Annotated in this window: 26 protein-coding genes and 2 pseudogenes; 22 read left to right on the top strand and 6 right to left on the bottom strand. The window is 69.7% G+C overall.

The genetic code is table 11. The features are described 5' to 3' along the window. Positions 1-38: 38 nt before the first annotated feature. Positions 39-830 carry an alpha/beta hydrolase gene (locus AB0950_RS32155; RefSeq protein ID WP_366779987.1) on the bottom strand — a complete coding sequence of 264 codons (792 nt, stop codon included), beginning with the start codon at positions 828-830 and terminating at the stop codon, positions 39-41. Positions 831-1395: 565 nt separating this feature from the next. On the opposite strand from AB0950_RS32155, the pseudogene AB0950_RS32150 reads away from it, so the two are divergent. Beyond that, a pseudogene (locus AB0950_RS32150) lies at positions 1396-1502 on the top strand (oxidoreductase); the annotation flags it as partial. 189 nt (positions 1503-1691) lie between these two features. On the opposite strand, the gene AB0950_RS32145 reads toward AB0950_RS32150, so the two are convergent. Next, complete coding sequence (locus AB0950_RS32145; RefSeq protein ID WP_360569463.1) at positions 1692-2228, bottom strand: phenolic acid decarboxylase; 537 nt, start codon at positions 2226-2228, stop codon at positions 1692-1694. A 116-nt stretch (positions 2229-2344) separates the two neighbouring features. On the opposite strand from AB0950_RS32145, the gene AB0950_RS32140 reads away from it, so the two are divergent. Beyond that, positions 2345-2845, top strand: coding sequence for a MarR family winged helix-turn-helix transcriptional regulator (locus AB0950_RS32140; protein ID WP_360160382.1), 501 nt, complete (start codon positions 2345-2347; stop codon positions 2843-2845). Positions 2846-3225: 380 nt separating this feature from the next. Next, a pseudogene (locus AB0950_RS32135) lies at positions 3226-3396 on the top strand (CBS domain-containing protein); the annotation flags it as partial. 62 nt (positions 3397-3458) lie between these two features. On the opposite strand, the gene AB0950_RS32130 reads toward AB0950_RS32135, so the two are convergent. After that, a complete protein-coding gene (locus AB0950_RS32130; protein ID WP_360160429.1) occupies positions 3459-3662 on the bottom strand; it encodes a cold-shock protein in 204 nt (67 codons plus the stop codon). Positions 3663-4136: 474 nt separating this feature from the next. Between AB0950_RS32130 and AB0950_RS32125 the strand changes: the two genes are divergently transcribed. From AB0950_RS32125 to AB0950_RS32045, 17 genes are all read left to right on the top strand, one after another. Beyond that, entirely contained in the window at positions 4137-4286 is a 150-nt protein-coding gene (locus AB0950_RS32125) for a hypothetical protein (RefSeq protein ID WP_366779986.1), read from the top strand. A gap of 731 nt (positions 4287-5017) precedes the next feature. Beyond that, positions 5018-5371 carry a hypothetical protein gene (locus AB0950_RS32120; protein WP_360160384.1) on the top strand — a complete coding sequence of 118 codons (354 nt, stop codon included), beginning with the start codon at positions 5018-5020 and terminating at the stop codon, positions 5369-5371. Between the two features lie 107 nt (positions 5372-5478). Further along, a complete protein-coding gene (locus AB0950_RS32115; RefSeq protein WP_366779985.1) occupies positions 5479-6036 on the top strand; it encodes a hypothetical protein in 558 nt (185 codons plus the stop codon). Further along, positions 5985-7007: a PP2C family protein-serine/threonine phosphatase gene (locus tag AB0950_RS32110; RefSeq protein WP_366779984.1), complete on the top strand. Its 1023-nt coding sequence runs from the start codon at positions 5985-5987 to the stop codon at positions 7005-7007. The genes AB0950_RS32115 and AB0950_RS32110 overlap by 52 nt, the downstream gene beginning before the upstream one ends. A gap of 51 nt (positions 7008-7058) precedes the next feature. After that, the gene (locus tag AB0950_RS32105) at positions 7059-7331 is read left to right on the top strand and encodes a hypothetical protein (protein ID WP_366779983.1); all 273 of its coding nucleotides are present in this window, start codon (positions 7059-7061) and stop codon (positions 7329-7331) included. A gap of 322 nt (positions 7332-7653) precedes the next feature. Further along, positions 7654-7857: a hypothetical protein gene (locus tag AB0950_RS32100; RefSeq protein WP_366779982.1), complete on the top strand. Its 204-nt coding sequence runs from the start codon at positions 7654-7656 to the stop codon at positions 7855-7857. A 171-nt stretch (positions 7858-8028) separates the two neighbouring features. Continuing rightward, entirely contained in the window at positions 8029-8526 is a 498-nt protein-coding gene (locus AB0950_RS32095; RefSeq protein ID WP_366779981.1) for a Fur family transcriptional regulator, read from the top strand. Between the two features lie 8 nt (positions 8527-8534). After that, the gene (locus AB0950_RS32090) at positions 8535-8744 is read left to right on the top strand and encodes a hypothetical protein (protein ID WP_360160388.1); all 210 of its coding nucleotides are present in this window, start codon (positions 8535-8537) and stop codon (positions 8742-8744) included. A 9-nt stretch (positions 8745-8753) separates the two neighbouring features. Continuing rightward, the gene (locus AB0950_RS32085) at positions 8754-9776 is read left to right on the top strand and encodes a GTP-binding protein (protein ID WP_366779980.1); all 1023 of its coding nucleotides are present in this window, start codon (positions 8754-8756) and stop codon (positions 9774-9776) included. Positions 9777-9883: 107 nt separating this feature from the next. Beyond that, complete coding sequence (locus AB0950_RS32080) at positions 9884-10798, top strand: hypothetical protein (protein ID WP_360160390.1); 915 nt, start codon at positions 9884-9886, stop codon at positions 10796-10798. After that, the gene (locus tag AB0950_RS32075; protein WP_360160391.1) at positions 10795-11232 is read left to right on the top strand and encodes a (2Fe-2S) ferredoxin domain-containing protein; all 438 of its coding nucleotides are present in this window, start codon (positions 10795-10797) and stop codon (positions 11230-11232) included. The genes AB0950_RS32080 and AB0950_RS32075 overlap by 4 nt, the downstream gene beginning before the upstream one ends. Positions 11233-11329: 97 nt before the next feature. Beyond that, positions 11330-12307, top strand: a complete 978-nt coding sequence (locus AB0950_RS32070; protein WP_366779979.1) for a zinc ABC transporter substrate-binding protein — start codon at positions 11330-11332, stop codon at positions 12305-12307. 178 nt (positions 12308-12485) lie between these two features. After that, complete coding sequence (locus AB0950_RS32065; protein WP_366779978.1) at positions 12486-13259, top strand: ATP-binding cassette domain-containing protein; 774 nt, start codon at positions 12486-12488, stop codon at positions 13257-13259. Next, the gene (locus tag AB0950_RS32060) at positions 13246-14157 is read left to right on the top strand and encodes a metal ABC transporter permease (RefSeq protein ID WP_366779977.1); all 912 of its coding nucleotides are present in this window, start codon (positions 13246-13248) and stop codon (positions 14155-14157) included. The genes AB0950_RS32065 and AB0950_RS32060 overlap by 14 nt, the downstream gene beginning before the upstream one ends. Then, positions 14154-15023 (top strand): metal ABC transporter permease, encoded by an 870-nt coding sequence (locus AB0950_RS32055; RefSeq protein WP_360160395.1) that lies wholly within the window; start codon positions 14154-14156, stop codon positions 15021-15023. The genes AB0950_RS32060 and AB0950_RS32055 overlap by 4 nt, the downstream gene beginning before the upstream one ends. A gap of 18 nt (positions 15024-15041) precedes the next feature. Next, entirely contained in the window at positions 15042-15500 is a 459-nt protein-coding gene (locus AB0950_RS32050; protein WP_360569451.1) for a Fur family transcriptional regulator, read from the top strand. Between the two features lie 1190 nt (positions 15501-16690). Continuing rightward, positions 16691-17812, top strand: a complete 1122-nt coding sequence (locus AB0950_RS32045) for a hypothetical protein (protein ID WP_366779976.1) — start codon at positions 16691-16693, stop codon at positions 17810-17812. A 415-nt stretch (positions 17813-18227) separates the two neighbouring features. On the opposite strand, the gene AB0950_RS32040 is transcribed toward AB0950_RS32045, so the two are convergent. Further along, positions 18228-19130: an NmrA family NAD(P)-binding protein gene (locus AB0950_RS32040; RefSeq protein WP_366779975.1), complete on the bottom strand. Its 903-nt coding sequence runs from the start codon at positions 19128-19130 to the stop codon at positions 18228-18230. A gap of 431 nt (positions 19131-19561) precedes the next feature. Further along, positions 19562-21157, bottom strand: coding sequence for an MFS transporter (locus AB0950_RS32035; protein ID WP_366780035.1), 1596 nt, complete (start codon positions 21155-21157; stop codon positions 19562-19564). Positions 21158-21392: 235 nt separating this feature from the next. On the opposite strand from AB0950_RS32035, the gene AB0950_RS32030 reads away from it, so the two are divergent. Both AB0950_RS32030 and AB0950_RS32025 read left to right on the top strand, forming a co-directional pair. Continuing rightward, complete coding sequence (locus AB0950_RS32030) at positions 21393-21986, top strand: TetR family transcriptional regulator (protein WP_366779974.1); 594 nt, start codon at positions 21393-21395, stop codon at positions 21984-21986. Between the two features lie 605 nt (positions 21987-22591). After that, a complete protein-coding gene (locus tag AB0950_RS32025) occupies positions 22592-23044 on the top strand; it encodes a hypothetical protein (RefSeq protein WP_366779973.1) in 453 nt (150 codons plus the stop codon). A 214-nt stretch (positions 23045-23258) separates the two neighbouring features. Here AB0950_RS32025 and AB0950_RS32020 read toward each other — a convergent pair whose 3' ends face one another. Continuing rightward, positions 23259-24152 (bottom strand): phosphorothioated DNA-binding restriction endonuclease, encoded by an 894-nt coding sequence (locus tag AB0950_RS32020; RefSeq protein WP_360569439.1) that lies wholly within the window; start codon positions 24150-24152, stop codon positions 23259-23261. Between the last annotated feature and the right edge of the window lie 52 nt (positions 24153-24204).

The raw sequence follows: 24204 nt of genomic DNA, 5'->3' as shown, positions 1-24204 counted from the left end.
TGTGGGATGGGCGAGGCCGGTCTCGTGGGACGGCCGTCCTACTTGATGCGCCCGTTGCTCCCACTGGTCCCCGGCTGCGGGGTGGAGCCGGCCGCGCCCGCCGCCTTGAGGATGAGATCGGCGACGGCGTCGGGGCGGGCGATGAGGGAGACGTGACAGGAGTCGATCTCCACTGTGTGGGAGTGGGCCCGCTTGGCCTCGAAGCGCTCCTGCTGCGGGGTGATGGTCATGTCCTGGCGACCTACCAGGGCCCAGGACGGAATGTCCTTCCACGCGGCGACCTTGGCCTTCTCGGAGAACGCGGCCGTGGCGACCGGTCGCTGGGTGACGCCCAGCAGGTTCGCCTGGGCCGCCGGCAGACAGGCGGCGAAGACCGGGTGCACCTTGTTCCGCTTCAGGTAGAGATCGGTGCCGCTCGTGACGCCGGTGCGGTATCGCACCGATTCGGTGGCGGTGGCCAGAGCACTGGGGAAGCGGGCGGACAGCGACATGCCGCTCTCGCCGACATCGGGCATCAGCGCATTGATGTACACCAGCGACTTCACCTGTGCATTGCCCGCCGCGGCCGAGCTGATGACGGCACCACCGTAGGAGTGGCCGACCAGCAGGACGGGACCCTTGATCGACTTCAGCACCGAGCTGATGTATGCGGCGTCGCTCTGCAGACCGCGCAGCGGGTTGGCCGGAGCCATGACCGTGTAGCCGCGGCGCTCCAGCCGCTCGATCACCCCGTTCCAACTGGAACCGTCTGCGAACGCGCCGTGCACGAGGACGATGGTCGGCGCGGCACCGCTCGGCGCGCTCTGCGCCGCGGCGGGGGCCGCGGGCACGGCACACAGGACGGCTGCCGCCCATCCCGCCGCTGCAATGCGTCGACGCCGGGTGCCCAGCAGCGCTCCTCGTATGGCAGATGCCGTCATGCCGATCTCGCTTTCACTCGGGGCCTACGGTCAAACCGTTCACGATGCGATCCGGACGGGCTCGGTGAGATCGCCCAAGCGGGTGACCGGAACGGGGCATTCGAGTGACGCTCGCGCCATCCGCGTAATCGCTCACACCTGATGGCGACGGTTGCCAGCCTGTCGGACGCATATGATCACTCTTCTGCCGGTGGGGACCATCAGCCCTGAGTCACATTCCCGTGCGGCGCCTCCTACCCCGTCGTCGTGTACGGACAGGCACATGATGCCGTCGCCGGCCCGCGCAGAGACGTGGACGTAGGACGCGAGGGCGTGTGTGGTGGTGTCGGCCGGCGCCTCGAAGACGGACTCGGCTCCGACAGCCTCCGGGGGACATCCACTCGAGTTCCGGCGGAATCAGTGAGCGACGAGCCAGAGTCCAGAGCGCTGGCGACAGACCGCCGTCACCGCCTTCTTCGCCGCCTGGCGGGGCCCGCTGGGCGTGGTGAGTCCCACCGGCCACCAGCGGTCACCCGTCGTCTGGGACGACGTCGATTTCGCCTTCCGCCCTACGACCCGTGGCTCGCCTTCGGCCAGCAGCAGGGTGTAGCTGGATGCCGGCTCCGCGGCGTGGGCGCCGGCCGCGACGGAGGGCAAGAGGAGGGCGAAGGGGGCGGCAGTGACCGCGGCCGCCGGGAAAGACGCACAGGCGAATCCTCTCGGCCTGCTGCCCTGGGGGCTGCGGGGCTGCGGGATGAAGTTGTCGCTGGTGAGCGCGTGGCCCGTCAGCCGTCAGTCCGTGCGGTCCGACCAGCCCTCGGGCAGGTCGCCCGGCGCCACGGACACCACGTCCTCGTCGTTCTCGCCGACGTACTCGAAGAGGGTGATCCGGGCGAACTCCGGCACGACGTAGATCGGGTACGTCGGGCCGTCGTCCCGGTACTTCCGCATCTCGTCCAGGTGGTCGTTCTGGAAGCACACGGTCCGCTCGCCGTGGGTGCGGATCCAGTCCGGGAAGAAGATCACGCCGTGCAGCACGCGCTGGGCGGGGACCACGTTCACGACCACCGAGGTGCCGGTCGGCTCGGTCCAGGACACCTTGTAGACGCCCTCGGTCAGCCGGACCAGGTCCACATTCTGGTCCTTGACCCAACGCCCGCCGACATGGCCGCTGTGGATGCGGTAGTCGATGGTCGTCGCGTTCTTGACGTACATCTCGTACTGCCAGCCGTTGGCGTACGTGTAGATGAAGCGGTGACCGACGATGCCGGAGAGGTCCTGCGCAGGGACGGGGTTGTGGACCGTGGTCTGGGGTGCTGCCGTACTCATGGTGGTGCTCCTTGCCTTGCTTGTAACCGGCGGTCGGTCCGGCCGCCGATTCGATTTTGTCACAAAATAGTTTTGCGACAAAATGATCAAGCTGGGGGAGTCGGCACAATGGCACCATGAACAGCAGCAACGGCCGTGACCCCGACGAGGTCGCCCTCGAACTCGGACGGCTGCTCGGCCCATTGCGGCGCGCCGTGTTCCGGGCCACCCGCAGCGTCGAGGGCCTCCCCGAGCTTCCCGAGGCGCAGATCGAGTTGTTGCGCGTCCTGGCCGCCGAAGGTGCCCTCGCGCCGCGCGAGGCGGCGGCCCGGCTGCGGATCGCGCCCTCCACGGTGAGCAACCTCGTGAAGGCGATGGCGGCGGCGGCCCTCGTCGAACGCACCCCCGACCCCCACGACGCCCGGGCCGTCGTCCTGACGCCGTCGTCCCGCGCCCTCGATCTACTGGCCCGCTACGACCGCGCCAGCACCTCGGCGCTGTCCCGAGCCGTCGGCGCCCTCCCCGCTGCCGACCGGGAGACCCTGGCGGCGGCACTGCCGGTGCTCGACGGCCTGGTCCCCGCCGTGGAGCTCCAAGCCGCCGACGCCGCGGACCGAAACGCGCGCGGTACTTCCTGAGCCCGTCCGCCGTGACCCCGCCCGGGCGGGGAGCTGAACCAGATCATCAGCCGGCTGCCGTCCGGCTCCCGCCTTGTTCGGCGAGCCGGACCTGGCCGACTGTCTTGCACGCCGCTTCCGGGGGGGTGCCCGGGCTACAGGGCGGGCCGTGGGCGCGGCCATCGGGGGCAATGCGGCTCGCGGGCGGGAGCCATCGATGTGGCGGGTATTGACACTGAGGTTGGAAAGCGGTCCTCGCGCCGCCCTGAAGACGGCCGCCAAGAAGACGCCGAGCCGCCGGCCACATACCGCATGGGCGAGCAGACCGACTGCCACCTGACTCGGCGCGTAGGTCCTGCGCGGGAGCCCGGCGCGTGCAGCGAGCATCTGGTCAGCCTCGCCCGGAGGACGGCATCAACCGGGCGGTCCAGCTGATGCGCGAAGCCGTGCGCCGTCTTCCGGTGATCGAGGAGGGCCGGCCGGTGGGTATCGTCTCGCTTGGGGACCTGGCTGTGGAACGCGATACCGACTCCGCCCTGGCGGACGTCAGTGCCTCGCAGCGCAGCGCGTAGCCCCTGACCCCGCCGGCCGGCATGACGACGTCAGCCGCGGGCTCGGCTCTTTGGGCTCCTCATCAGGCCGGGGTGACGTTCTCGGCCTGCGGGCCTTTGTTCCCCTGGGTGATGTCGAAGCTGACCTTCTGGCCTTCGCCGAGTTCCCGGTAGCCGCCGCCGGCGATGGCCGAGTAGTGGACGAACACGTCCGGTCCGCCGTCGTCCGGCTGGATGAAGCCGAAGCCCTTTTCCGCGTTGAACCATTTCACCGTGCCGGTGGCCATGATCTGTCTCCATTCGTTGAGGAACGGGTAGCGCGAGCAGGCCGTGTGCTGCCGCACCACCATCGTGAATCACCGTGGGCGGTCGGGGCGAGGGGAAGCAGACACGCTGGTGACCGCATCGTCGAGCCGCTGGCCGGACGGTTGCCGCCGATGTGCGGGTCGTCGGCCGCTCACGGCCAGCTCCCAGCCGCTGCGGGGCAGCGGTCGCGCGGGCCGCCCCCCGGCCGAGGAAGGCCAGGGACGGCTTTTCCGGTGACCATCCCCGGTGCCGAAGGCCGGCCGGGGCGCGCGGCGGCCGGCTGTACGGTGACCGCAGCGGCTGGATGCGGGGAGTGGCGGGATCATGCAGAGCGGATGGCTCTGCTCACGCGGGATCTTGCTGGGCCGGGATTCGGTCCCCGCGTCTTGACGCGCCGCACTTCGCACGGACACGCACTGGCGTGGTGTTCAACGTGCGGCCGCCCCAGCGTGCTGGTGAACGTCACCTCGGGCGGAGCGTATGTCCCGCAGCCCTTCGCCCCGCTGTACAGCGCGGCGAAGGCCGCACTGCACAGCTACCCCATGAATCTGCGCCACACGCTCCAGGCCACGCCGTGCCGAGTGGTCGAGCTGATTCCGTCGTGACCAGGCACTGCTCGCCGGGGTGCATGACCGATCCGTCGCACGTGACAGGTCGGCCGGATTGAGCCAGCGAATACAGCCCCGCCCCCAGCACCAGCACGCCGACGAAGACGCAAACACTTCCGCCGACCCGCAGGAGCAGGCAGGCTGTAGCCCGCGGCGTACGCCACGGCTTCGTACGGTGCTGAGATGCTGGCATCGTCCCCCTCCATTCAGGCCCAGTCCTTTGCACTTTGCCCGCTGACGCCGCGTTCCGGTAGGCCGCGCGCCGTCCACCGGGAGCCGCCGGGTGCAGACAGTCGGCATGGCAACAGCCCCCTCTACCACAGGCACAGCTGGGCCGTTCTCGAACGCCTGGTCGCCGACAGATGCCCCGTGCGAGTAGGTCGCCCTGGCGGGCCGCGCGACGGTCGCCAATAACATGTCGGCGGCCAACATGAGGGCGTGGGGGCGAGGGAAGAGATGCCACCGAAGGCGAAGCCACCGGCATGCGGAACAACGGGGGGCCCATGGCCGCGGCAGCATCGGCGCACCGTTCAGGAAGGGCGCGTGCGCGTCGCTTAGGAGCGGGCGTAACGCTGGTTGCCCTCACTGCTGTGGCGGTGACCGGCTGCAGCGGCGGCTCAGACAGGGCAGACGGCAAACCCTCACGTGGACGCGGTGCGACGGAGTCCACCTCCGCCCAGTACCCACAGCGCCCGCCCGCCGTACACACCACCTCTGCCGGCCCTTCGATGTCGGCGGCAGACGGGCAGGATGTCGGCGCCTGCGCGGACGGCAACTGTGAGATCGCTGTGTCCCACCCCCTTACGGTTCGCTTCAAAGGCCCGGCCGGCCCGGCAACGCTGTCCGTGACCAAGTTGGGCCCGAACACGGTCGAATACACAGTGAAGTCGGGTAGCGGCCATTCCAGCGGGGGAGCCGGCGGACCGGGGCAGGGCTGCATCACCGTCCTGCGCGCCAACGGCTCCGGAAACTCCTGCGGCGCCCTGGGAGATGGTCGGCCGAGCCGGCAGCCCAACGCCGTGGTCATCCAGGTGGCGACCGGCCAGGCCGGCACGGCGATCCTCGACATCGTGTCGGACTGACCATGTCGGTCTGGCAGCCGAGTGCCCCGTCGGTGGAAGCCGCGTGGTGGTGAAACGGGGGAGGGGGGCCAATGCGCACGGGGATATGGAAGGGGGCCGCCCTGGGCATGGCGGTGGTCGTGGTCGCGATGCTGCTGTCCGGTTGTGGCGGAGGCGGGGCCGGTGGGGAGGAGCGCACGGACAGGGCCCTGAAGGCGATCCTCAAGGAGTACGGGCCCCGCTTCGAGCAACGGCGTACGGCTCTCGCCGCCGCTGCTTCGCGTCTGTCCAAGGACCGCCCTGGCAAGGGCTCGCGTGACAGGAAGGCGGACCCGCGGCCGGACTTCCAGCCTTTCGATCACAAGGGCCTCGTCCTGGACAACTACAACAGCCCCGACCAGGGGGGCAATGTCGACATCGCGTCGGTGGGCGACGCCGATACCCCGGAGCGGATCGCGGACGACCCCGGCTGGAAGTTGTGCGAGAGCGGTGAGTGGAGTATTGGCCTGCACCGGGGCAGGCTGAAGGCATGCGGTCATTCTTCCGCTCATCGCGTCGACCGGGAGCGGACGGCCAGAGCGGGGTTTTCCTCGCACTCGCGCGGTGTGTGCCCTTTGCGCTCGCGCTGCTCGTTGTGGCCATCGAGCTGTCGCCTGCGCACTTTGTGTACACCGGCCCGGTGCTGACCGCGACGCCGGCGCTGGCCGCGGTGACGATGGGCCCCAGGGGCACCGTCTCGGCGGCCGCCCTGGCCCTGGCGGTGAGCGTGACGACGGCGACCTACAACCAGGCATGGGGCACCCAGCCGGTCTATACCAATTTTGTGGCGGTTGTGCTGGTGTCCGGGGCCAGTGTCGTGACCAGCAGGGCGATCGCCAGGCGCCGGGGGATCGAACTGGATCAGGTTCGCCGGATCGCGGTGGCGGCGCAGGAGGTCATCTTGCGGCCTGTCCCGGCGCGGCTGGGGCCGGTGCGGGCGGCCAGCCTGTGTCTGGCGGCCGGGACGGGGGCGCAGGTCGGTGGTGACCTGTACGACGCCGTTGAGACCTGCTACGGCGTCCGGATGATCGTGGGCGACGTACGGGGCAAGGGGCTGAACGCGGTGCGCGCGGTCGCGGTGGCCTTGGGCGCCTTCCGGGAGGCCGTGCATTACGAGGGCGACCCTGTGGAGGTCATGAACCACTGCGCGGCTGCGCTGCAGCGGGAGGCCGCGATGCCGGGTGCGTTCGATCAGGAAGCGCTGATGGAGGGATTCACCACCGCGCTCATGGCCCAGGTGCCGCCGGGTGAACCCGTGGTGGAACTGATCAACCGCGGCCACCCTCCTCCGCTGCTGCTGCGTCAGGGCACCGTTCATGCCCTGACGCCCACCTGTCCACTGCCGCCCTTCGGCCTGGAAGACCTCATCACGGGTCCTCCCGTCAAAGCCGAAAGCTATCCGTTCCTGCCGGGTGACCGGCTGCTGCTCTACACCGACGGCGTGATCGAAGCCCGCAACCGGGACAACGGCTTCTTCCCTCTGGCGCACATCATGGAAGGGACGCATGCCGACGCTCCCCAGCACTTCCTGGCACACCTGCACCAGCAATTGCTCCGTCACACCGCAGGCGCTTTGGAGGATGACGTGGCCATGATCCTCGTCGACCGGCTCAGCTGACCGGTTCCGCCCTCCGAGCGGCGCGGCGGTGCGGCAACCCACGGCGCTCGGATGGGGAACCTGCGCTGCCCCGACGAGGCCGAGGTCGGCCGGCCGCTGAAGCTGTTCCTCGACCGGTGGGGTATGTGCCGGCCGTCGGGTACCGCCGACGGTCGGGGGGCCGAGTCGGCGGACGAGGCGGCGGTGCTCGACCTGCTCGCGGGGACCGGCGCCGGGCCGGTCGGCGTGTTCTACGGTGATGCTCGCCGAGGCGGTAGCGTGAACGCGCCCGATTCTCCCGCCGATTCGGGTCTCGCGGGACGGTGGAACCATGAACGGCGGTAGCGCCGGTTCCGGACCGGGCCGCTAGTGAGCGGTGAATCGACACAGCCAAGGTCGCGGCTCATTCATGTGCCGTTCGATGTAAAGGCTGATCGGGCCAGGATGTCCGGGTCGTCGAAGTAGGCCGTATGCAAGAGCGCGCGGTCGACCGGCATCGTGCCCCAGTGCCGGAACCGGGCCGGCGCCAAGCCTTCCAGGGCAGCGTAGGCCACGATGCCGCGGACCCCAGGCCTAGGCGAGCCGCCTGCTCATCGGTTGGTGATCACGATGCTCGGCAAGGTCATCCGGCAGACCGGGCGGGAGTCGGCCGGCGGGAGCAGTCAAGGTGAGCCGTAGACCCGCCCCGCGCCGGCCGACCCGGGTGGACCTCACCGGTCCCCGCAGTGGCACGGACCCAGAGTTGATGGAACGCCTCACCCGGCAGGTCCTCGCCCCGCCCCACACGCTCGTCGACCGGACCCAGGACCCGGCGAACGACGTCGTGGCGACGCGGTTGGCGCAGACCCGACACGAAGGGAAGGAGGCCTGATCTCGATGCCGCCGCACCGTACGAAGGGCCGTTCCCATCGGCCGCTTCGACGGCACTTTCTGCGGCGGTGCCGGCAGCAACACATGACCCAGAGTTCATATGGACATGGATTTCATTTTCATCTACGGTGGTGTGTGCCGACCCACCAGAAGCCACAGGGGGTGATGCACCATGGGCGGCCGGACGACCCGACAGCGCAAGGCCGTCACGTACGCGCTCGCGGGCTGCCAGGACTTCGTGTCGGCCCAGGACTTGTACGCCCTTCTGGTGGCCGGTGACCACGCGATCGGCCTGACCACCGTCTACCGCGCCCTGCGCGAGCTGGAGGCGGACGGTGGCGTGGACGTCGTACGCGACGAGACCGGCGGACGGCTCTACCGGCTGCGCCCGGCCGACGGGCACCGCCACTACCTGATGTGCCGCGACTGCGGCCGCAGCCGGCCGGTGGACTCCGAGGTCGTCGAGGAGTGGGCGGGCCGGATCGCCACCGAAACCGGCTTCACCGCGGTCGAGCACACCGTCGAACTCACCGGCGTCTGCGCCGACTGTCGGCCCCGCGCCGACGGAGGCCGGCCGTCCGCGGATGAAGGAGGAGAACCGCCATGCCATGGGGGCCCCTGGGATCGCGCCCGGGACATCCGAGGCCCAGCCCGCAGCTGCGCGAGCTGAAGGAAACCGTGCGCGCCCTGCTCGGTCTCGACGACGACACCGCCGTCTTGATCCGCCGGCTCGCCTGCACCGAACCGGGCTGCCCGCCGCTGGAAACAGTCGTCGTCGTGCTGCCGATGGAGGGCGCCGCCCGCCGCTGGACCCTGCACCGCCCCGCCGACCAGATCACCGAGGACGACCTGCGAGCCACGCTGCTCGCCCCTGAACAGAACGACTAGGAGATCGACTTGACTACCCCCGAATCCAGTGAACCGCGCGACGATCGGGTGCCCGTCACCGTCCTGACCGGCTTCCTCGGCTCCGGCAAGACCACCCTCCTCAACCGCATCCTCACCGAGAACCACGGCATGAGGATCGCGGTCATCGAGAACGAGTTCGGCGAGGTCGGCATCGACGACGCCCTCGTCCTCGACGCCGAGGAAGAGATCTTCGAGATGAACAACGGCTGCATCTGCTGCACCGTGCGCGGAGATCTGATCCGTATCCTGGGTGCGCTGATGCGGCGCCGCGAGAAGTTCGACCACATCCTCATCGAGACCACCGGCCTGGCCGACCCCGCACCCGTCGCACAGACCTTCTTCATGGACGACGAGATCGCCGCCCAGCTGCGGCTGGACGCCATCGTCACCCTCGTCGACGCCGCCCACGTGCTCCAGCACCTGGACGAGGTCAAGCCGGAGGGCGTGGAGAACGAGGCCGTCGAGCAGATCGCCTTCGCCGACCGCGTCGTCCTCAACAAGACCGACCTGGCCGACGAGGAGACCATCGGACAGGTCGTACGCCGCATCCGGACCATCAACGGCGGAGTGTGGATCATCCCCGCACAGCACGCGCGCATCAATCTGCACGAAGTGCTCGACGTCGGCGCGTTCGACCTGGAGCGAGTGCTCGCCGACGACCCCGCCTTCCTCACCGAGACCGAGCACCAGCACGACGCCACGGTCACCTCGGTCGGCATCGAGCTGACCGGGGAGCTGGACGAGGACCGGCTCAACGCCTGGCTCGGCCAGTTGCTGCGCACCAAGGGCGTCGACCTGTTCCGCTCCAAGGGCATCCTCGCCATCGCCGGAGCGCCCAGGCAGTACGTCTTCCAGGGCGTGCACATGCTGCTGGACGGCACCTTCGGACGCGACTGGCGGGAGGGCGAACCCCGCACGAACAAGCTGGTGTTCATCGGCCGCAACCTTGACCGCGAAGCCCTCGGACTCGGCTTCGCCGACTGCCTGGCCACGGCGGGAGCGGCCGCGTGAGTACGACTGTGGAGTCCCCGCTCGCTTGGAACGCGGGCGTTGATGACGCGCCCGTCGCACTCAGCGCACGCGGTGATCTGGTCGCAGTGGCGGGGGCGGAAGGGACCGTGAAGGTTCTCGACGTGGCGATGGGCGCCGAGATCGGGTCTTTCGACCTTCCCGGAGGCGCACTCAACACTGCGCTCTCCCCGGATGCCGAGCACGTGGTGGCGACCGGGCCCATGGGCTACGCCGTGTGGCGCCGTTCCGACGGACGTGCGACCGTGCGGGAGTCCGGCGCCTGGTCGGCCGCCGCCGCCTGGGCCGACGGCACACGCGTCGCCGTCGCCTCCGGCCGCCGAGCACTCGTACTCGACACCGACGGCCAGGAGTTGTGGCGTACGGAGCCCGCCGCGTCCACCGTGACCGACCTCGCCTGGATGCGACAGGGACGACGCCTGGCCGTAGCCGCCTACGGTGCCGTGCGCTGCCACGAACGGCACACCGAGAAACCGGTCGCCACCTATCCCTACGTCGGCTCGCACCTCGCGCTCGCCGTCGCACCCACCGGGAGGTGGATCTGCAGCGGCAACCAGGACGCCTCCATCCACATCTGGCGCACCCGCGACGGCGGCGAACTCACCATGTCCGGCTACCCGGAGAAGGTCTCCCGCCTCGCCTTCGACGACACCGGCTTCTGGCTGGCCGCCGACGGCGCACCCGACGTGACGGTGTGGGACTTCTCCGGCAAGGGCCCCGAGGGCACGGCACCGCGCTCACTGCGCTGCCATGAGACGGTGACCGCGCTCGCCTGGCGGCCCGGGGCGGGTGGGCATCTGGCCAGCGGCGGCGCCGACGGCACCGTAGCCCTGTGGCACGCCACGGCCGGGCGGCCGCAGGCACGCCTGCGGCCGGCGCGCGAACTGGACGGCACCGGCGCGGCGGTCGCCGCACTGGCCTGGGCGGGCTCACACCTGCTGGCCGTCGCCTGGCGGGACGGCCGGATCCGGACGTACGGCGTGCCGTCCCGGACCGCGCTGTGAACCGGTCCGTGCTCCGGGCGGCCACTGCCCGCCCCTGCACCCTGGTCGTATGCCGGGGCTGCTGCTGCGGCAACCCCCGCAAACACCCCGGCGCCGACCACGGCTGGCAGCTGGACCGGCTGTGCGCCGGCGCGACGGAAGGCGGCTTCCAGGTCCGTACGACGGACTGCCTCGGCCCCCGCGACCAGGCCAACGTCATCGTCGTCCAGCCCTCCACTGCCGGGCGCCGGGCCGGAGGCCGCGCCGTCTGGGTGGGCTTCGCCATGGACGACGACAGCACCGACGACCTGCTGCGCTGGGCAGCGCAGGGCGGACCCGGCATCGCCGAACCACCCGCCAACGCTTGTCCGGACGGGTATCCGCCGCACTCCCTACCTGCGGAGTCCCCGAGCAGTCGTGCGCACAGTCAAAAGATGGCAACGGTTTTCATCTAAGATTGATCTGAAAATCATTTCCATCTAGCGTCGAAGTGTCGCCAGCCGGTCGGCGCGTGTCCGCCGCGCGCCCGGCATCGCCCGAAGGAGTTCCCACATGTCCACCGCCCCCGCCTCCCGTTCAGCCCGGCCGACCGCGAGGATCGCCCTGGTCACCGCGACGGCCGCCCTGACGGCCCTGACAGCGGCCGCCTGCTCGACCTCCTCCTCGCACACCAGCAACACCGCCGCGACCGGCGGCGGCAGCGGCTCGGGAAAGACGATCCAGGTGGTGGCGGCGGAGAACTTCTGGGGCAGCATCGCCTCCCAGCTCGGCGGCAGCCACGTGAAGGTGACCAGCATCATCACCAGGCCGGACGCCGACCCGCACGACTACGAGCCGACCGCCGCCGACGCCCGCACCGTGGCCGGCGCCCAGTACACGATCGTCAACGGCATCGGCTACGACGCCTGGGCCGACAAGCTGCTGGCCGCCAACCCCGGCAGCGGGCGCACCCAGCTGAAGATCGGCGACCTGGTCGGCATCAAGCCCGGCGGCAACCCGCACCGCTGGTACTCCCCGGACGACGTCCACCAGGTCATCGAGAAGATCACCGCCGACTACAAGAAGATCGACCCGGCCGACGCCGCCTACTTCGACCAGCAGAAGAAGACCTTCGAGACGAAGACGCTCGCCGGCTACAACAAGCTCATAGCCGGGATCAAAGCGAAGTACGCGGGCACTCCGATCGGCGCCTCCGAGTCCATCGTCACGCCGCTCGCCGAGGGCCTGGGACTGAAGATGCTCACCCCGGAGACGTTCCTGGACGCGATGAGCGAGGGCTCCGACCCCACGGCCAAGGACAAGGCCACCATCGACCAGCAGATCAAGAACAACAAGATCAAGATCTACGTCTACAACTCGCAGAACTCCACGCCGGACGTCCAGGCGCAGGTCAAGGAGGCCAAGGCGCAGGGCATCCCGGTCGCCACGGTGACGGAGACCCTCACCCCCGCCGGGGCCTCCTTCCAGCAGTGGCAGACCACCCAGCTGCAGGGCATCGAGCAGGCCCTGGCCAAGGCCACCGGGAAGTGAACCAATAGCCATGAACCCGATAGCGAAGGCCCGCGAAGCCGTCACATACACCAGCGGTCACGCCGTCCCCAGCCGCCGAAGCGGGGGGCACGACACGGCCACAGGAACAGGAAGCGATCCGGTGGTCGCCCTGCGCGGGGCCGCCGTGCGGGTAGGCGGCCGGACGTTGTGGTCGGGGGTGGACCTTCGCATCGGGGCCGGCGAGTTCACCGCCGTGCTCGGTCCCAACGGCGTCGGCAAGTCCACCATGGTCAAAGTACTGCTGGGCGCCCTGCCCGCGGCGGCCGGCGAGGTACAGGTGCTCGGCGCCCGGCCCGGGCAGGCCAGCGACCGCATCGGCTACCTGCCGCAGCGCCGCAGCTTCGACGCCACCTTGCGCATCCGCGGCATCGACGTGGTGCGCATGGGCCTGGACGGCGACCGGTGGGGAGTACCGCTGCCGTTCCCAAGCGAGCGTCGGCGGGCCGCCCGCGCGCGGGTGGACGAGGTGATCGAGCTGGTCGGGGCGTCGGCGTACGCACACCGGCCGATCGGGCAGTGTTCCGGCGGCGAGCAGCAGCGGCTGCTGATCGCCCAGGCACTGGTCCGCAGGCCCGAACTGTTGCTGCTCGATGAGCCGTTGGACAGCCTCGACCTGCCCAACCAGAGCGCCGTCGCGGCGCTGATCGGGCGCATCTGCCACCAGGAAGGCGTCTCGGTGGTCATGGTCGCCCACGACGTGAACCCGATCCTCCACCACCTGGACCGGGTGATGTACCTGGCCCAGGGCCGGGCCGCCGCAGGCACCCCGGCGGAGGTCATCACCTCCGAGACGCTGACCCGGCTGTACGGCACACCGGTCGAGGTGCTGCGCACCTCGGACGGCCGGCTGGTCGTTGTGGGCCAGCCGGAGGCACCGGCCGTGCACACCGACCGGCACGACACCCCGAGGAGCGGTCATGCTGCTGGCTGAGATTGGGGCACCGTCCTGGTCGTGGAACCTTCTGACCGACTTCCAGGACATGTGGTCGTACCCGTTCATGGTCAACGCCTTCCGCGCCGGCGCGGTCGTGGCCGTGGTCTCCGCGGTCGTGGGCTGGTTCGTGGTGCTGCGGCGGCAGACGTTCGCCGCGCACACCGTCTCCGCCGTCGCCTTCCCCGGCGCCGCCGGAGCGCTCCTGCTCGGATTCAGCGCGGTCTACGGGTACTTCACGCTGTGTGTGGCCGCCGCACTGGTCATCGCGGCTCTACGCGGCGGCGGCGAGCACGAGGAGTCGGCGCTGACCGGGACCGTGCAGGGGTTCCTGCTCGCCTCCGGGTTCCTGTTCACCGCCCTGTACAGGGGCCTGCTGGAGGGACCGCAGACCATCCTCTTCGGCACCTTCCTGGGAATCACCTCCTCCCAGGTGACCGTGCTGACGGTGGTCGGCGCGGTCGTGCTCGCGGTGCTGGCGCTGATCGGACGGCCGCTGCTGTTCGCCTCCGTCGACCCGCAGGTCGCCGCCGGGCGCGGAGTGCCGGTCCGCGCCCTGTCGGTGGTCTTCCTCGCCCTGCTCGGCGCGGCCACCGCCGAGGCGAGCCAGATCACCGGCACCCTCCTGGTCTTCGCCCTCATGGTGATCCCGGCCGCCACCGCACAAGTCCTCACTCCCCGCCCCGCGTTGAGTCTGGCCCTGGCCGTCCTGCTGGCCTTCGCCGCGACCTGGCTGGGGCTGACCGCCGCCTACTACTCGCCCTACCCGCTGGGCTTCTTCGTGACGACCATCGCCTTCGCCGGATACCTGCTCGCGCTGGGCCGGCGCGCGCTGCGCGAGGTACTCAGTCGTACCCGGGCCGGGACCGCGCCCAGTGCCAAGCAGGTGGTCGCATGACCGTCCTGCTCGCCACCTCTGCGTGGTCCCACCCGTTCTTCCTGCACGCCTTCCTCGCCGGGACCGCCATCGCCGTTGCCTGCGGACTGGTCGGCTACTTCCTGGTGCTGCGGGCCCAGGTCTTCACCGGCGACGCGCTCAGCCATGTCGCCTTCACCGGCGCGATGGCCGCTCTCGCCTTCGGCGCCGACCTGCGCCTGGGCCTGTTCGCCGCCACCATCGCCATGGCGCTGCTCTTCGGCACCCTCGGCCGCAAGGCACGCCCCGACGACGTGGTCATCGGCAGTGTCTTCTCCTGGATCCTGGGCCTGGGCGCCTTCTTCATCACCCTCTACACCACCTCGCGCAGCACCACGAACGGCACCGCCGGGGTGAGTGTGCTGTTCGGCTCCATCTTCGGCATCTCCACAGGCAGCGCCCTCGTCGCCGCCCTGGTGGCCGCAGGAGTTGCCCTGCTGGTGGTCCTCATCGCCCGACCACTGCTGTTCGCCACGCTCGACGAGGCCGTGGCCGCAGCCCGCGGGGTACCGGTCCGCCTGCTCGGCTACGGCTTCCTCGCCCTGGCCGGGACCAGCGCCGCCGAGGCCACCCAGGCGGTCGGCTCCCTGCTCCTGCTCGGCCTGCTCGCCGCCCCCGCCGGCGCCGCGATCCGGCTCACCGACCGCCCCTATCGCGCCCTCGCCCTCTCCGCCGCCCTGGCGGTGCTGGAGATGTGGGCGGGGCTGTTCGCCTCGTACGCGGTGCCGAGGATGCCGCCGAGCTTCGCCATCATGGCCGCCGCCACGGCCGTATACACCGCCACCTTCCTGATACGACGGCCCGCCCACGGTCCTCGTACGCCAACCGCCGTCCCCGTCGGCACATGAGCGAAGGCACGCTGACTGATGGCAAGCGACCGACAGCACGCCGCCGCCCCGTCGCCCGACGTCATACTGATCGGCCGGCTCACCCGCCAACGCACCGTGGTCGTGGACGCATTCATCCGAGCCCAGGGCTTCGTCGGCGCCCGGGCGCTCCACGACCGACTCGCCGCCGACGGCTCACCGGTCGGCCTGTCCACGGTCTACCGCACCCTCACCGCCCTGGCCGCCGCAGGCCGGGCCGACATGGTCCGCGACACCAGCGGTGAACGCCTCTTCCGCTACCGCCGGGGACCCGACCACCGCCACTACCTCATCTGCACCGAATGCGGCCTGAGCCGCCCCGTCGACTCCGGCCCGGTGGAGCAGTGGGCGGACACCATCGCACAGACCTCTGGCTTCGCGAACGTCCGGCACACGGTGGAACTCTCCGGGGTGTGTCCGGACTGCGGCCGACGGCACACGGCGGCCGAACGACGGTGACCGCTCACGCCCTTTCTGCCTGCCCCTCCGCCAAGCGCAAACAGTCGCACCCCGGAACACAACCGCAGGCATCCTCCACCTCCCGGCAGCGGACCAGCGCCTCATCGGCGCCTGCGCCGACGTGCCACCGGCCTCGCACACCGAACCGCACCGGACCATCACCCACGAAACCGGCGCTGCCCTCACCCATGGACCCTTCCAGCCCACCGGTCAGCGCACCGCCGATCTCACAAATCCGGCCACGCCGGCCCCGGTTCTCCGTGCTGATATGTCTCTCACGAACCGACGGTCCCACGGGGTTCGGAATGGGGGATCGGTGAGTTGGGACAACCTCCGCTGGCGGGCGCGTCCTTGACGTCGGGAGATGCGTAGGGGGAGGGCAGGCGGTTGCTCAGCCGACTTGGTAGAAGGACTTGCTGAACCGAAGCGTGCTGACTTCGAAATGACCGCCTTTGGTAGTTGCGGCAGCCGTGGGGGCCCGGGCCCCGGATCTTGGACACCGGAGATACTTGGACTTGGTGGTCAGGGAGAACGGAGTCCCTGTGGGGATGAAGCACTATCCCGCCGAGTCCAAGGCTGACATGTCGGGCCCAATTAACCTCCCCGTATTGCCCTGCCAGGCCCAGGCGTCCGACTGCCCGGGTATTCGGATGGACGTGCGGACCGACAGCGGGGTGAAACCGCGTCGCGGAGTGGCCCCGCGTAAAGGGCGCCCCCCAGATGCCTCTGCTGATGAGGCCGAACGGCGCGGTGGTGCATACGCCAGGGAGCGCTCGGGAGAGGGTAGTGAACAGCTGCCAGGGCCAGTTGACGCGGACCATCCCGCCTACCAGTCGCAACCGCCCGCGGACGCCGGGCAGGACGTGCCCCCGTGCCTCGCAGGGCGTTCCGATCCTCCCAGGTGGCAGGGCAGTGCCGGACTCCGGCTCACGGGCCGGACGCCGAAGCGCCGCGGTCGGTGGCGCGGTGTGCGTTGCGTGCCGGGGCGCGGCCGGAGCTGGTTTTCGCGATGGCGCACGCGATCGTGGCCCAGTGGTGGGAGCAGGCCCTGTACTGGGAGAACGAGGAGACCTGGCCGTACTGCCTGCACCTGCTGGGGGTGCCAGCGTGTCACGCGGCGTCGACGTTTCCTCGGGGTCATCCTGTGGGCACTTGCGATCGCGGGGGCAGCCGACGAGAAGGGTCCAGTCATGTGGGTGTCGCCTCAGGACGTTACGGTCGTGACTCTCCTGGCGGATCCGGACGCGCCGACGGAGATCGCGCAGCGGATGGCCCCGACACTTTCTGCTCGGCTCGCCGACAAGTCGGGCCAGGATCGACGGTTCGAGGTCGAGGTGGTCAGTGAGCCCTTCACCGCAGGGACCGAGGACCCGCCCACCCTGATACGCCGGATCATGGATCGCGGAAGTGCGGAGAATTGGGACATCGTCGTGGCCCTCACCGACCTTCCGCTGCACTCACACGGGCGCAAGCTCGTTGTGGATATGAGCCACGAACACGGTTTGGTGCTGCTGTCTCTTCCTGCGCTGGGGGGCCTGCGTCTGCAGACGAGGGCCCGGCGCGTCGTCGAAGAAGCCGTGCTCAGCTTGGCGGGTCCGCGGGCCACTGGGGCTGAGGGACCTCCGCGGAGTCAGCCACTTCTGGGGCCCTTCGTCAGCCGTCTCGCGCCTGTCCACCCGGGCCCGGTCGGTGAGGAGGAGACCGCTGATCTGCGGTACGTCGTCAGCGGGCCGCGCGGTTACCTGAGGGTGCTCGGCGGTATGGTCCGCGCCAACCAGCCGTGGCGGTTGGTGCCGGGCTTGTCGAAAGCCCTGGCGGCCGCACTCGCCACGGGAGCTGTCGCCACCGTGAACTCCACCATCTGGAACCTGGCCGCGTCCCTGAGCACGCCGCGCCTCCTGATCGCGATGGTCGCGTCTGTCGGGCTCATGATCGGCTGGCTGATCGTAGACGCGCACCTGTGGCATCGATCAACAGACGCCTCGCCGGAGGAGAGGAAGAGGACGAGCCTCTACAACGCCTCGACGGTCATGACCGTGGGTTTCGGGGTCCTCGTCTGCTACGGAGGTTTGATCGTCATCAACTTGGCGTCGGCGCTGTTCATCCTCAACGACCGAGTGTTCGCTTCCATGACACGAACTCCGCTGCACGCCACGGAATACTGGACGTTGTCCTGGTTCGTCGCTTCGATCGCCACGGTGGGCGGCGCGCTGGGATCGGGCTTGGAGAGCGACGAGGCGATCCGGGCAGCCGCTTACTCCAAGCGCGAACAGGAACGTCGCCGCATGCTGCAGGACGACCACGGTGACTAACTGGTGATCTGAGTCGGAAACTCGTAGTTGGTCGCTGGTCGTCCGGGTCCGGAGATTCCGCTGACCGGTCGGTGCGGGGTTGTTTCGTGTCGGGGGCCGACGGGGATCCGAGCGGCACGCCGCCGAAGCGTCGAAGCTCCGTCTGGCGGGCCGGCGGCGGCACCGCTCCACCTGAACCGGGTGAGCGGCCCGCAGAGGCGCGCCCGAGCCACAACGGCCACAAGCGGTGAGGAACGCGAGGGCCGCCGACCCTCCTTGTCTTCCCGGACCGGGCCGGCCGACGGGTGACCATCGCCCCGGCTCCGGCCGGGGTTGGGCGGGCGGCGGATGTCTCCCCGGACTTCCGTAGTCAAGGTTGGGGGCCCGGCCGGCCCCGCGATGGAAGTCACCCCGGGCCGGCCCTGGCCGGGGCTGTTCAGCCCAGGTAGAAGTCCTTTCGGGCGGTTACGAACGCCTCGATCGACTGGGCGTGGATGCCCGTCACGCGCTCGACACCGTCGGCGGTGCGGTTGTAGCGGTTTTCCCGGTGGAGCTTCGCCATGGTGGCGACGTGTTGTTCGAGATGCGGCGGCATCCCCAGCTTCGGGAGTTGTGCCTCCCACCTCTCCGGCGGCACGTCCACGTAGGACACCGTTCGTCCCAGCGCCCGCGAGAATTCCGCGGCCAGCTCCGTCATGTCGACCGAGCGCGGTCCGGTCAGCTCGTAGACCTGCCCGATGTGCGGAGCCGGATCGTGGAGGACGGTGGCGACGACCCGGGCGACGTCGTCCACGGCGACCGGCGAGGTGCGTCCGGTGCCGAACGGCAGCGCAATCGTGCCGTTCTCCTGAATCGACCGCGCCGCCATCGTGGTGAACAGCGGACTGTCCAGGAACGCTGTCGGCCGGATGTGCACCACGGGCAGACCCGACCAGTTCAGTACCTGCTCCGCCAGCCAGTGCAGCCGCTGCTGGTGCGACTCCTTGGTGCTGGTGGCGGTCATGGTCGACACCGTCATCTGCGACAGGTCGACCAGAGCCTCCAGCTTCCCGTACTCCTTCGCAACGGAGGCCACCACGGTCGCCGCCAGCAGGTGGTCCGGCGACACGCGCATCGCGAAGTACATCCGCGCCACGCCTTGCAGCGCGGCCGCTACAGTCTCGGGCCGGGTCAGGTCACCGATGACGACCTCCGCGCCGAGCGCCCGCAGCTCAGCCGCGCGCTCGTCCTCGCGCCGGACCATGAAACGCACCGGTACATCCTGAGCACGCAAGTGCTCGAAGACGGTACGGCCCACGCCGCCGGCACCGGGGATAAGAACAAGGTTGTTGGCAATCATCAGTCGATCTCCTCGGGAGTAATGGAATATCTGATTTCAGGTGTGATCAGAGCGTCAGTGGAGCGGTCAGCAACGCGCTGGCCCGGCGATGTCACCGCTGATCCGGGTGGCGATTCACAGGGGTGTCTCCGGTGGTGTCGGGGGATCCTGTATTGGGCGGGCGGAGGAGGTCAGCGCCGCCGAAGTCAGCTCATGTCTCACCCGCGCAGGCGCACTCCTTCGAGCATCGTGCCGACCGTCCGCCCGCACAGCCCCTCCTCCAGCCAGGAGCCCGGCCGCTGCATCGCGCACGACAGCAGATCGACGTCGCTGCGGCTCTCCCGGTGTCGATGCCGCGCTGCAGCAGGCTCTCGGTCATGGCGGTGTCGGCGGCGCTGCGGGGCGTCCCCGGCAGGCGGCCGCCTCCGGCGCGTCGCGAGGATGATTCCTGATCACTCTTGGGCCCCTGCGGTCTGGCGTTCGGGCTCGTCACGGCCGGCGGGCACGGCGGTGTCCTTGCGTGGCAGGAAGAGAAGCACGACGACCGCGCCGACCAGGGCGGTGGCAGCCGACCCTGTTGCGGTGATGTGCATGGCATGGATGAAGGCGTCGTGGGCGGGCTGCACCAGCGCCTTTCCGGTCGGTCCGAGTTTCTCGGCGACGGACAGGGTCGCCTCGACGGATTCACCTGCGGCGTGCCGTTTGGAGGCGGGCAGTGCGCTCAGGTGGCCTGTGATGCCGCTGCGGTAGGTGGTGGACAGCAACGCCCCCAGCAGGGCGACCCCCAAGGCCCCGCCGACCTGCCGGAAGGTGTTGTTGATCGCGGATCCGGAGCCGGCCTTCTCCCGTGGGAGCGACGACATGATCATGACGGTGGCGGGCGGCATCACATGCGCCATCCCCGTACCCATCAGGAAGAACAGCACCTCCAGAACCCAGATGGGGGTGGCCTGGCCGAGCAGCAGGAAGCCGGCGAAGGCCACGGCGGTCAGGACGAGGCCGCTGGCGCACACCGCTCGGGCACCGAAGCGGTCGACGACCAGCCGGGCCCGCGGGGCGAAGAACATCTGGGAGGCGGCCAGCGGCAGCACGAGCAGACCGGACTGCAGGACGCTGTAGCCGCGCACGCTCTGGTTGTAGAAGACGCTGAAGAACGTGACGCCCGTGAGGGCGAAGAAGACCAGGCCGATGGCGGCGACGGACGCGGAGAACCGCCGGTTGCGGAACCAGGTGACGTCGAGGACCGGATGGTTGCTGCCGCGCTGGTAGACGACGAAGACCCCGAGAAGCGCCAGGCCGGCAACGATCGGGCCCCATGACTGGGCCACCATGAAGTCGCCCTCCTGGCCGCCCTTGATGATGCCGTAGATCAGTGAGACCAGGCCAAGGATCGAGAGCACGACGCCCACCGGGTCGAGCTTGCCGGGCGTGGGGTTCTTCGAGTCGGGGACGATCGCCACCATCGCGACCGCCGCGGCGACCACGATGGGCACGTTGACCAGGAAGACCGAGCCCCACCAGAAGTGCTGCAGCAGGATGCCACCGGTGATGGGGCCGAGGGCGATGGCGAAACCGACCACACTGGTCCAGATGCCGATGGCCTTGGGCTGCTCCTCGCGCTCGAAGACGTTCATGATGATCGCGAGGGTGGCGGGCAGGATGAAGGCGCCGCCGAAGCCCATCACGGCGCGGAAGGCGATGAGCTGTCCGGAGGAGGCCGACAACGCGGACAGCGCCGATCCCGCGCCGAACACCAGCATGCCGAAGAGCAGCACCTTCTTGCGGCCGAGCCGGTCACCGAGCAGACCCGCGGTGAAGAGCAGTCCGGCGAAGACCAGCGTGTAGGAGTTGATCGCCCACTCCAACTGGCTCTGAGTGGAGCCGAGTCCGGTGGGAGCGGGCTGGGCGATGGTCTTCGTCGCCACGTTGAGGATCGAGTTGTCCAGCATCACCACCAGGAGGCTGAAACAGAGCACGGTCAGGATGGCCCAGCGCCGGCGGTGAACCGCCTCGGAAACCCTTCGTTGCGCGGACGGCAGGCGTGGCATGGACCCCGCGGGCGTCGAGGAGTCGGTGGGGGCGGGTGGTGATGCCACAAGGATCTCCAGTGCTGTCGGTGGTTCTGCGAACGGGGAGGAGGCCGCCGGCCTCAGACGGTGTGAGACAGCGCGAGGCCCCGTTTGACCTGCGGGGTCATCCCAGTAACCTAATTAGATGTCGCAGTCACACTAAACACAGGTTAGGATAGATGACAAGTGACATCCATCTGGGGAGCGTGATTCCGTGGGCCGCGTGTCCAAGGCGCAAGCACAGGAGAACCGGCAGCACGTCGTGGCCACCGCCTCCCGGATGTTCCGGGAGAAAGGCGCCGCGGTGAGCATCGCCGACCTGATGAAAGCCGTTGGGCTCACCCATGGCGCGTTCTACAAGCAGTTCGCCTCCAAGGAGGACCTGGTCGACAAGGCCATCGCCCACGCTTTCGAGGATCCGGCGGCGCACTCGTCGGCGGCGCACGAGGAGCACGCCGGGGAACACGAGGCCGCCCGCCAGGCGCTGATCGAGGACTACCTCTCGATCTGGCACCGCGATCACGCCGGGGACGGCTGCCCCGTCTCTGGATTCGCCGCCGACCTGGCGCGCGACCCCGACCAGGCCGCCCGCTCCCAGCAGGTGTACGTCAACGGGGTACGGAACCGCGCCGCTCGGCTGGCCACCGGCGAAGACGACGGCCTGGTCCAGCTCTGCACCATGGTCGGTGCCCTCGTCCTCGCCCGCGCCACCCGGGGCAACCCGCTCTCCGAAGAACTGCTGCAGGCCGCACGCACGTCTCTGATCGAGAACGGCAGCAGGCAGTCCGACACGGCCGTAGCGCAGTGATCGAGCGAACGGCCCACCGGCACTGATCACGGCGGCTCTCTCGTCTGCGCCGCCCCGGTTGTCGGCTGTCGTCGGCTGTCACCGTTGACTCGCCTCGGACGGCCCACAGACGGCCCGGAGACATGGCAGGGGCACGTCGCCGGGCCAGCCTGCGGCCCGACGGCTGGCTCGGTGCGCGAGCGCGTGGGACGGACTCTCGACGTGGTGGTCACCTGCGAGGAACTGGTGCAGGCTGTGGTGCCGGGTCTCGCCGATGTGGCCGTGGTGGACGTGGTGGATGCGGTGGTCCGTGGCGAGGATCCTCCGCCGAGTCCTCTCGGACCGGAGGTGCCGCTGCGCCGTGCCGCCTTCGGCCGCAGTGGCGGCGAGGAGCAACTTCAGGCGCATCCGGTGGGTGACGTGCGCGCTCTGCCGTTCCCGACGCCTTACGCCCAGACGCTGACCGACCTCAAGCCCCGACTCGTCGCTCTGGGTCCCGAAGCGCCCTGGCTGGCGGCCGTCCCGCCGCGTGCTGAGGCGCTCCGCGCCTCCGGTGCCCACAGCCTGATCACCACGCCCCTGAGAGCGACGCCTACGACAAGGGCCATGTCACCCTCGCCGTCGCCGTGGCCGCCTACACCGCGCTGTGCATCCTCGACGCCCGCCGTTACACCCGCGAACACACCATCGCCTTGACAATCCAGCGCCACCTGCTGCTTCCCCGCCCTGTGACGCAGACGACCGCTGAAACCGCGCAGTTGCACGTGCCCTCCGATGTGGGCGGAGGCGGCGGCTTCGACACCTTCGCGCTGCCCGGCGCCCGCACCGCACTGGTGGTCGGCGAAGTCGCCGGCCAAGGCATCCAAGGCATCCACGCGGCCACCACTCTGGGACAGATACGGACCGCCACGCACTCCCTGGCGGCACTCGACCTGGAGTCCGACGAGCTCCTCGCACGCCACACTCCCAACTGCCGGCCGGCCTCGGCGCTCACCACGTGCCCCGAGCAGCCTGGCCCGCCGTCGAGCACGCCGTCTCCACCGGCAGCGGCGGCCACCGAGCGGCCTCGCCGAACATGACCGCCGCGATCGGCGACGCCTTCGCCTCCGGCGTCCACGTCGGCATGGCCGTTTCATCGCCGCCGTGTTCCTGTGCGCGGCCCTCGCCTCAGCCTTTCTGATACACAACCGACCGCACCACACCACCGCCACGACGAACTGACGCCTAGCTTCCAGGAGCGACGCCGAGAACCCTGGACTCGCTTGCGCAGCGACGCCGACCAGTACAGGGCGTTCAGGCTGCCGTGGCAGGGCGTGGCTCGCCGTGGAAGACCTGACGGGCATGCCAGTCGCGGTGAGCGGCCGCGACGGGGCGTGCGCCGGGCTGCGGGCCGACGAGTCGACGGCCCGCGAGGGCTATGACGTGCTCGCGGGCGGCGGCGCTGTGGCCGACGAAGCGTTGCGAGACCAGGATGCGCTGATCCTCTCCCACGCCGAGGACGCCCTTGTCGAAGAGCTTGTGATGCAACGAGCACAGGCACAACCCGTTGTCGATCTCGTCGGGACCGCCGAACGCCCACCAGCGCACATGGGCGGCCTCCAGCCCCACCGGCACCGCGCCGATCCTGCCGTCGTAGCCGCAGAAGGCGCACCGGTACTCGTAGGCGGTCAGCACCAGCTCCCGCATCCGCCCATCCCGCTGCCTGCGTGCGGCCGAGAGCTGCTCGATCCGCGCCGGCTCCGGCTCCAGGCCGACGGCTTCGCACAGTTCGCCATGGAGGGAGGGCGGGAAGTGCAGGTCGAGCAGCAATCGCACGATGCTGCCGAGCAGTTGAGGGTCGCGCCGCAGCGCCGCTCTCAAGTCCGGCGCCAGCCGTCCGGTGGCACCCGTCTCGCGCAGCTCCCGCACTCCGCTGCCCGGGCTGCCGGGCCCCCGATCGGTGCGGACCTCCCATACGCCGTCGCTGACCAAGTGATGGAAGGGGTAAGCGGGCGTCGTCGAGTTCGGAGGGCCGTACTCGGCCAGCAGCCGTTGCAAGTCCTGCTCCACCGCGCTGTAGCGCAGGCTGCCCTCCGAGTCCTGCTGGAATCGGCCAAGGGCATACAGGAGCAGCAGCGGCTTGTGCGGCGCGCGCGTCCCGTTCCTGGTCCACTGCCTCAGTCTCGCGGTCCGCTCCAGCCAGTCCATGGCGGCTGATCGTAGACGGGCCATCCCAGGTCCATGAACAGGCGGAACCGGA

This window comes from Streptomyces sp. NPDC007189, from assembly GCF_040703635.1.
Classification (GTDB): domain Bacteria; phylum Actinomycetota; class Actinomycetes; order Streptomycetales; family Streptomycetaceae; genus Streptomyces.
This window is presented reverse-complemented; position numbering and strand designations above follow the sequence as displayed.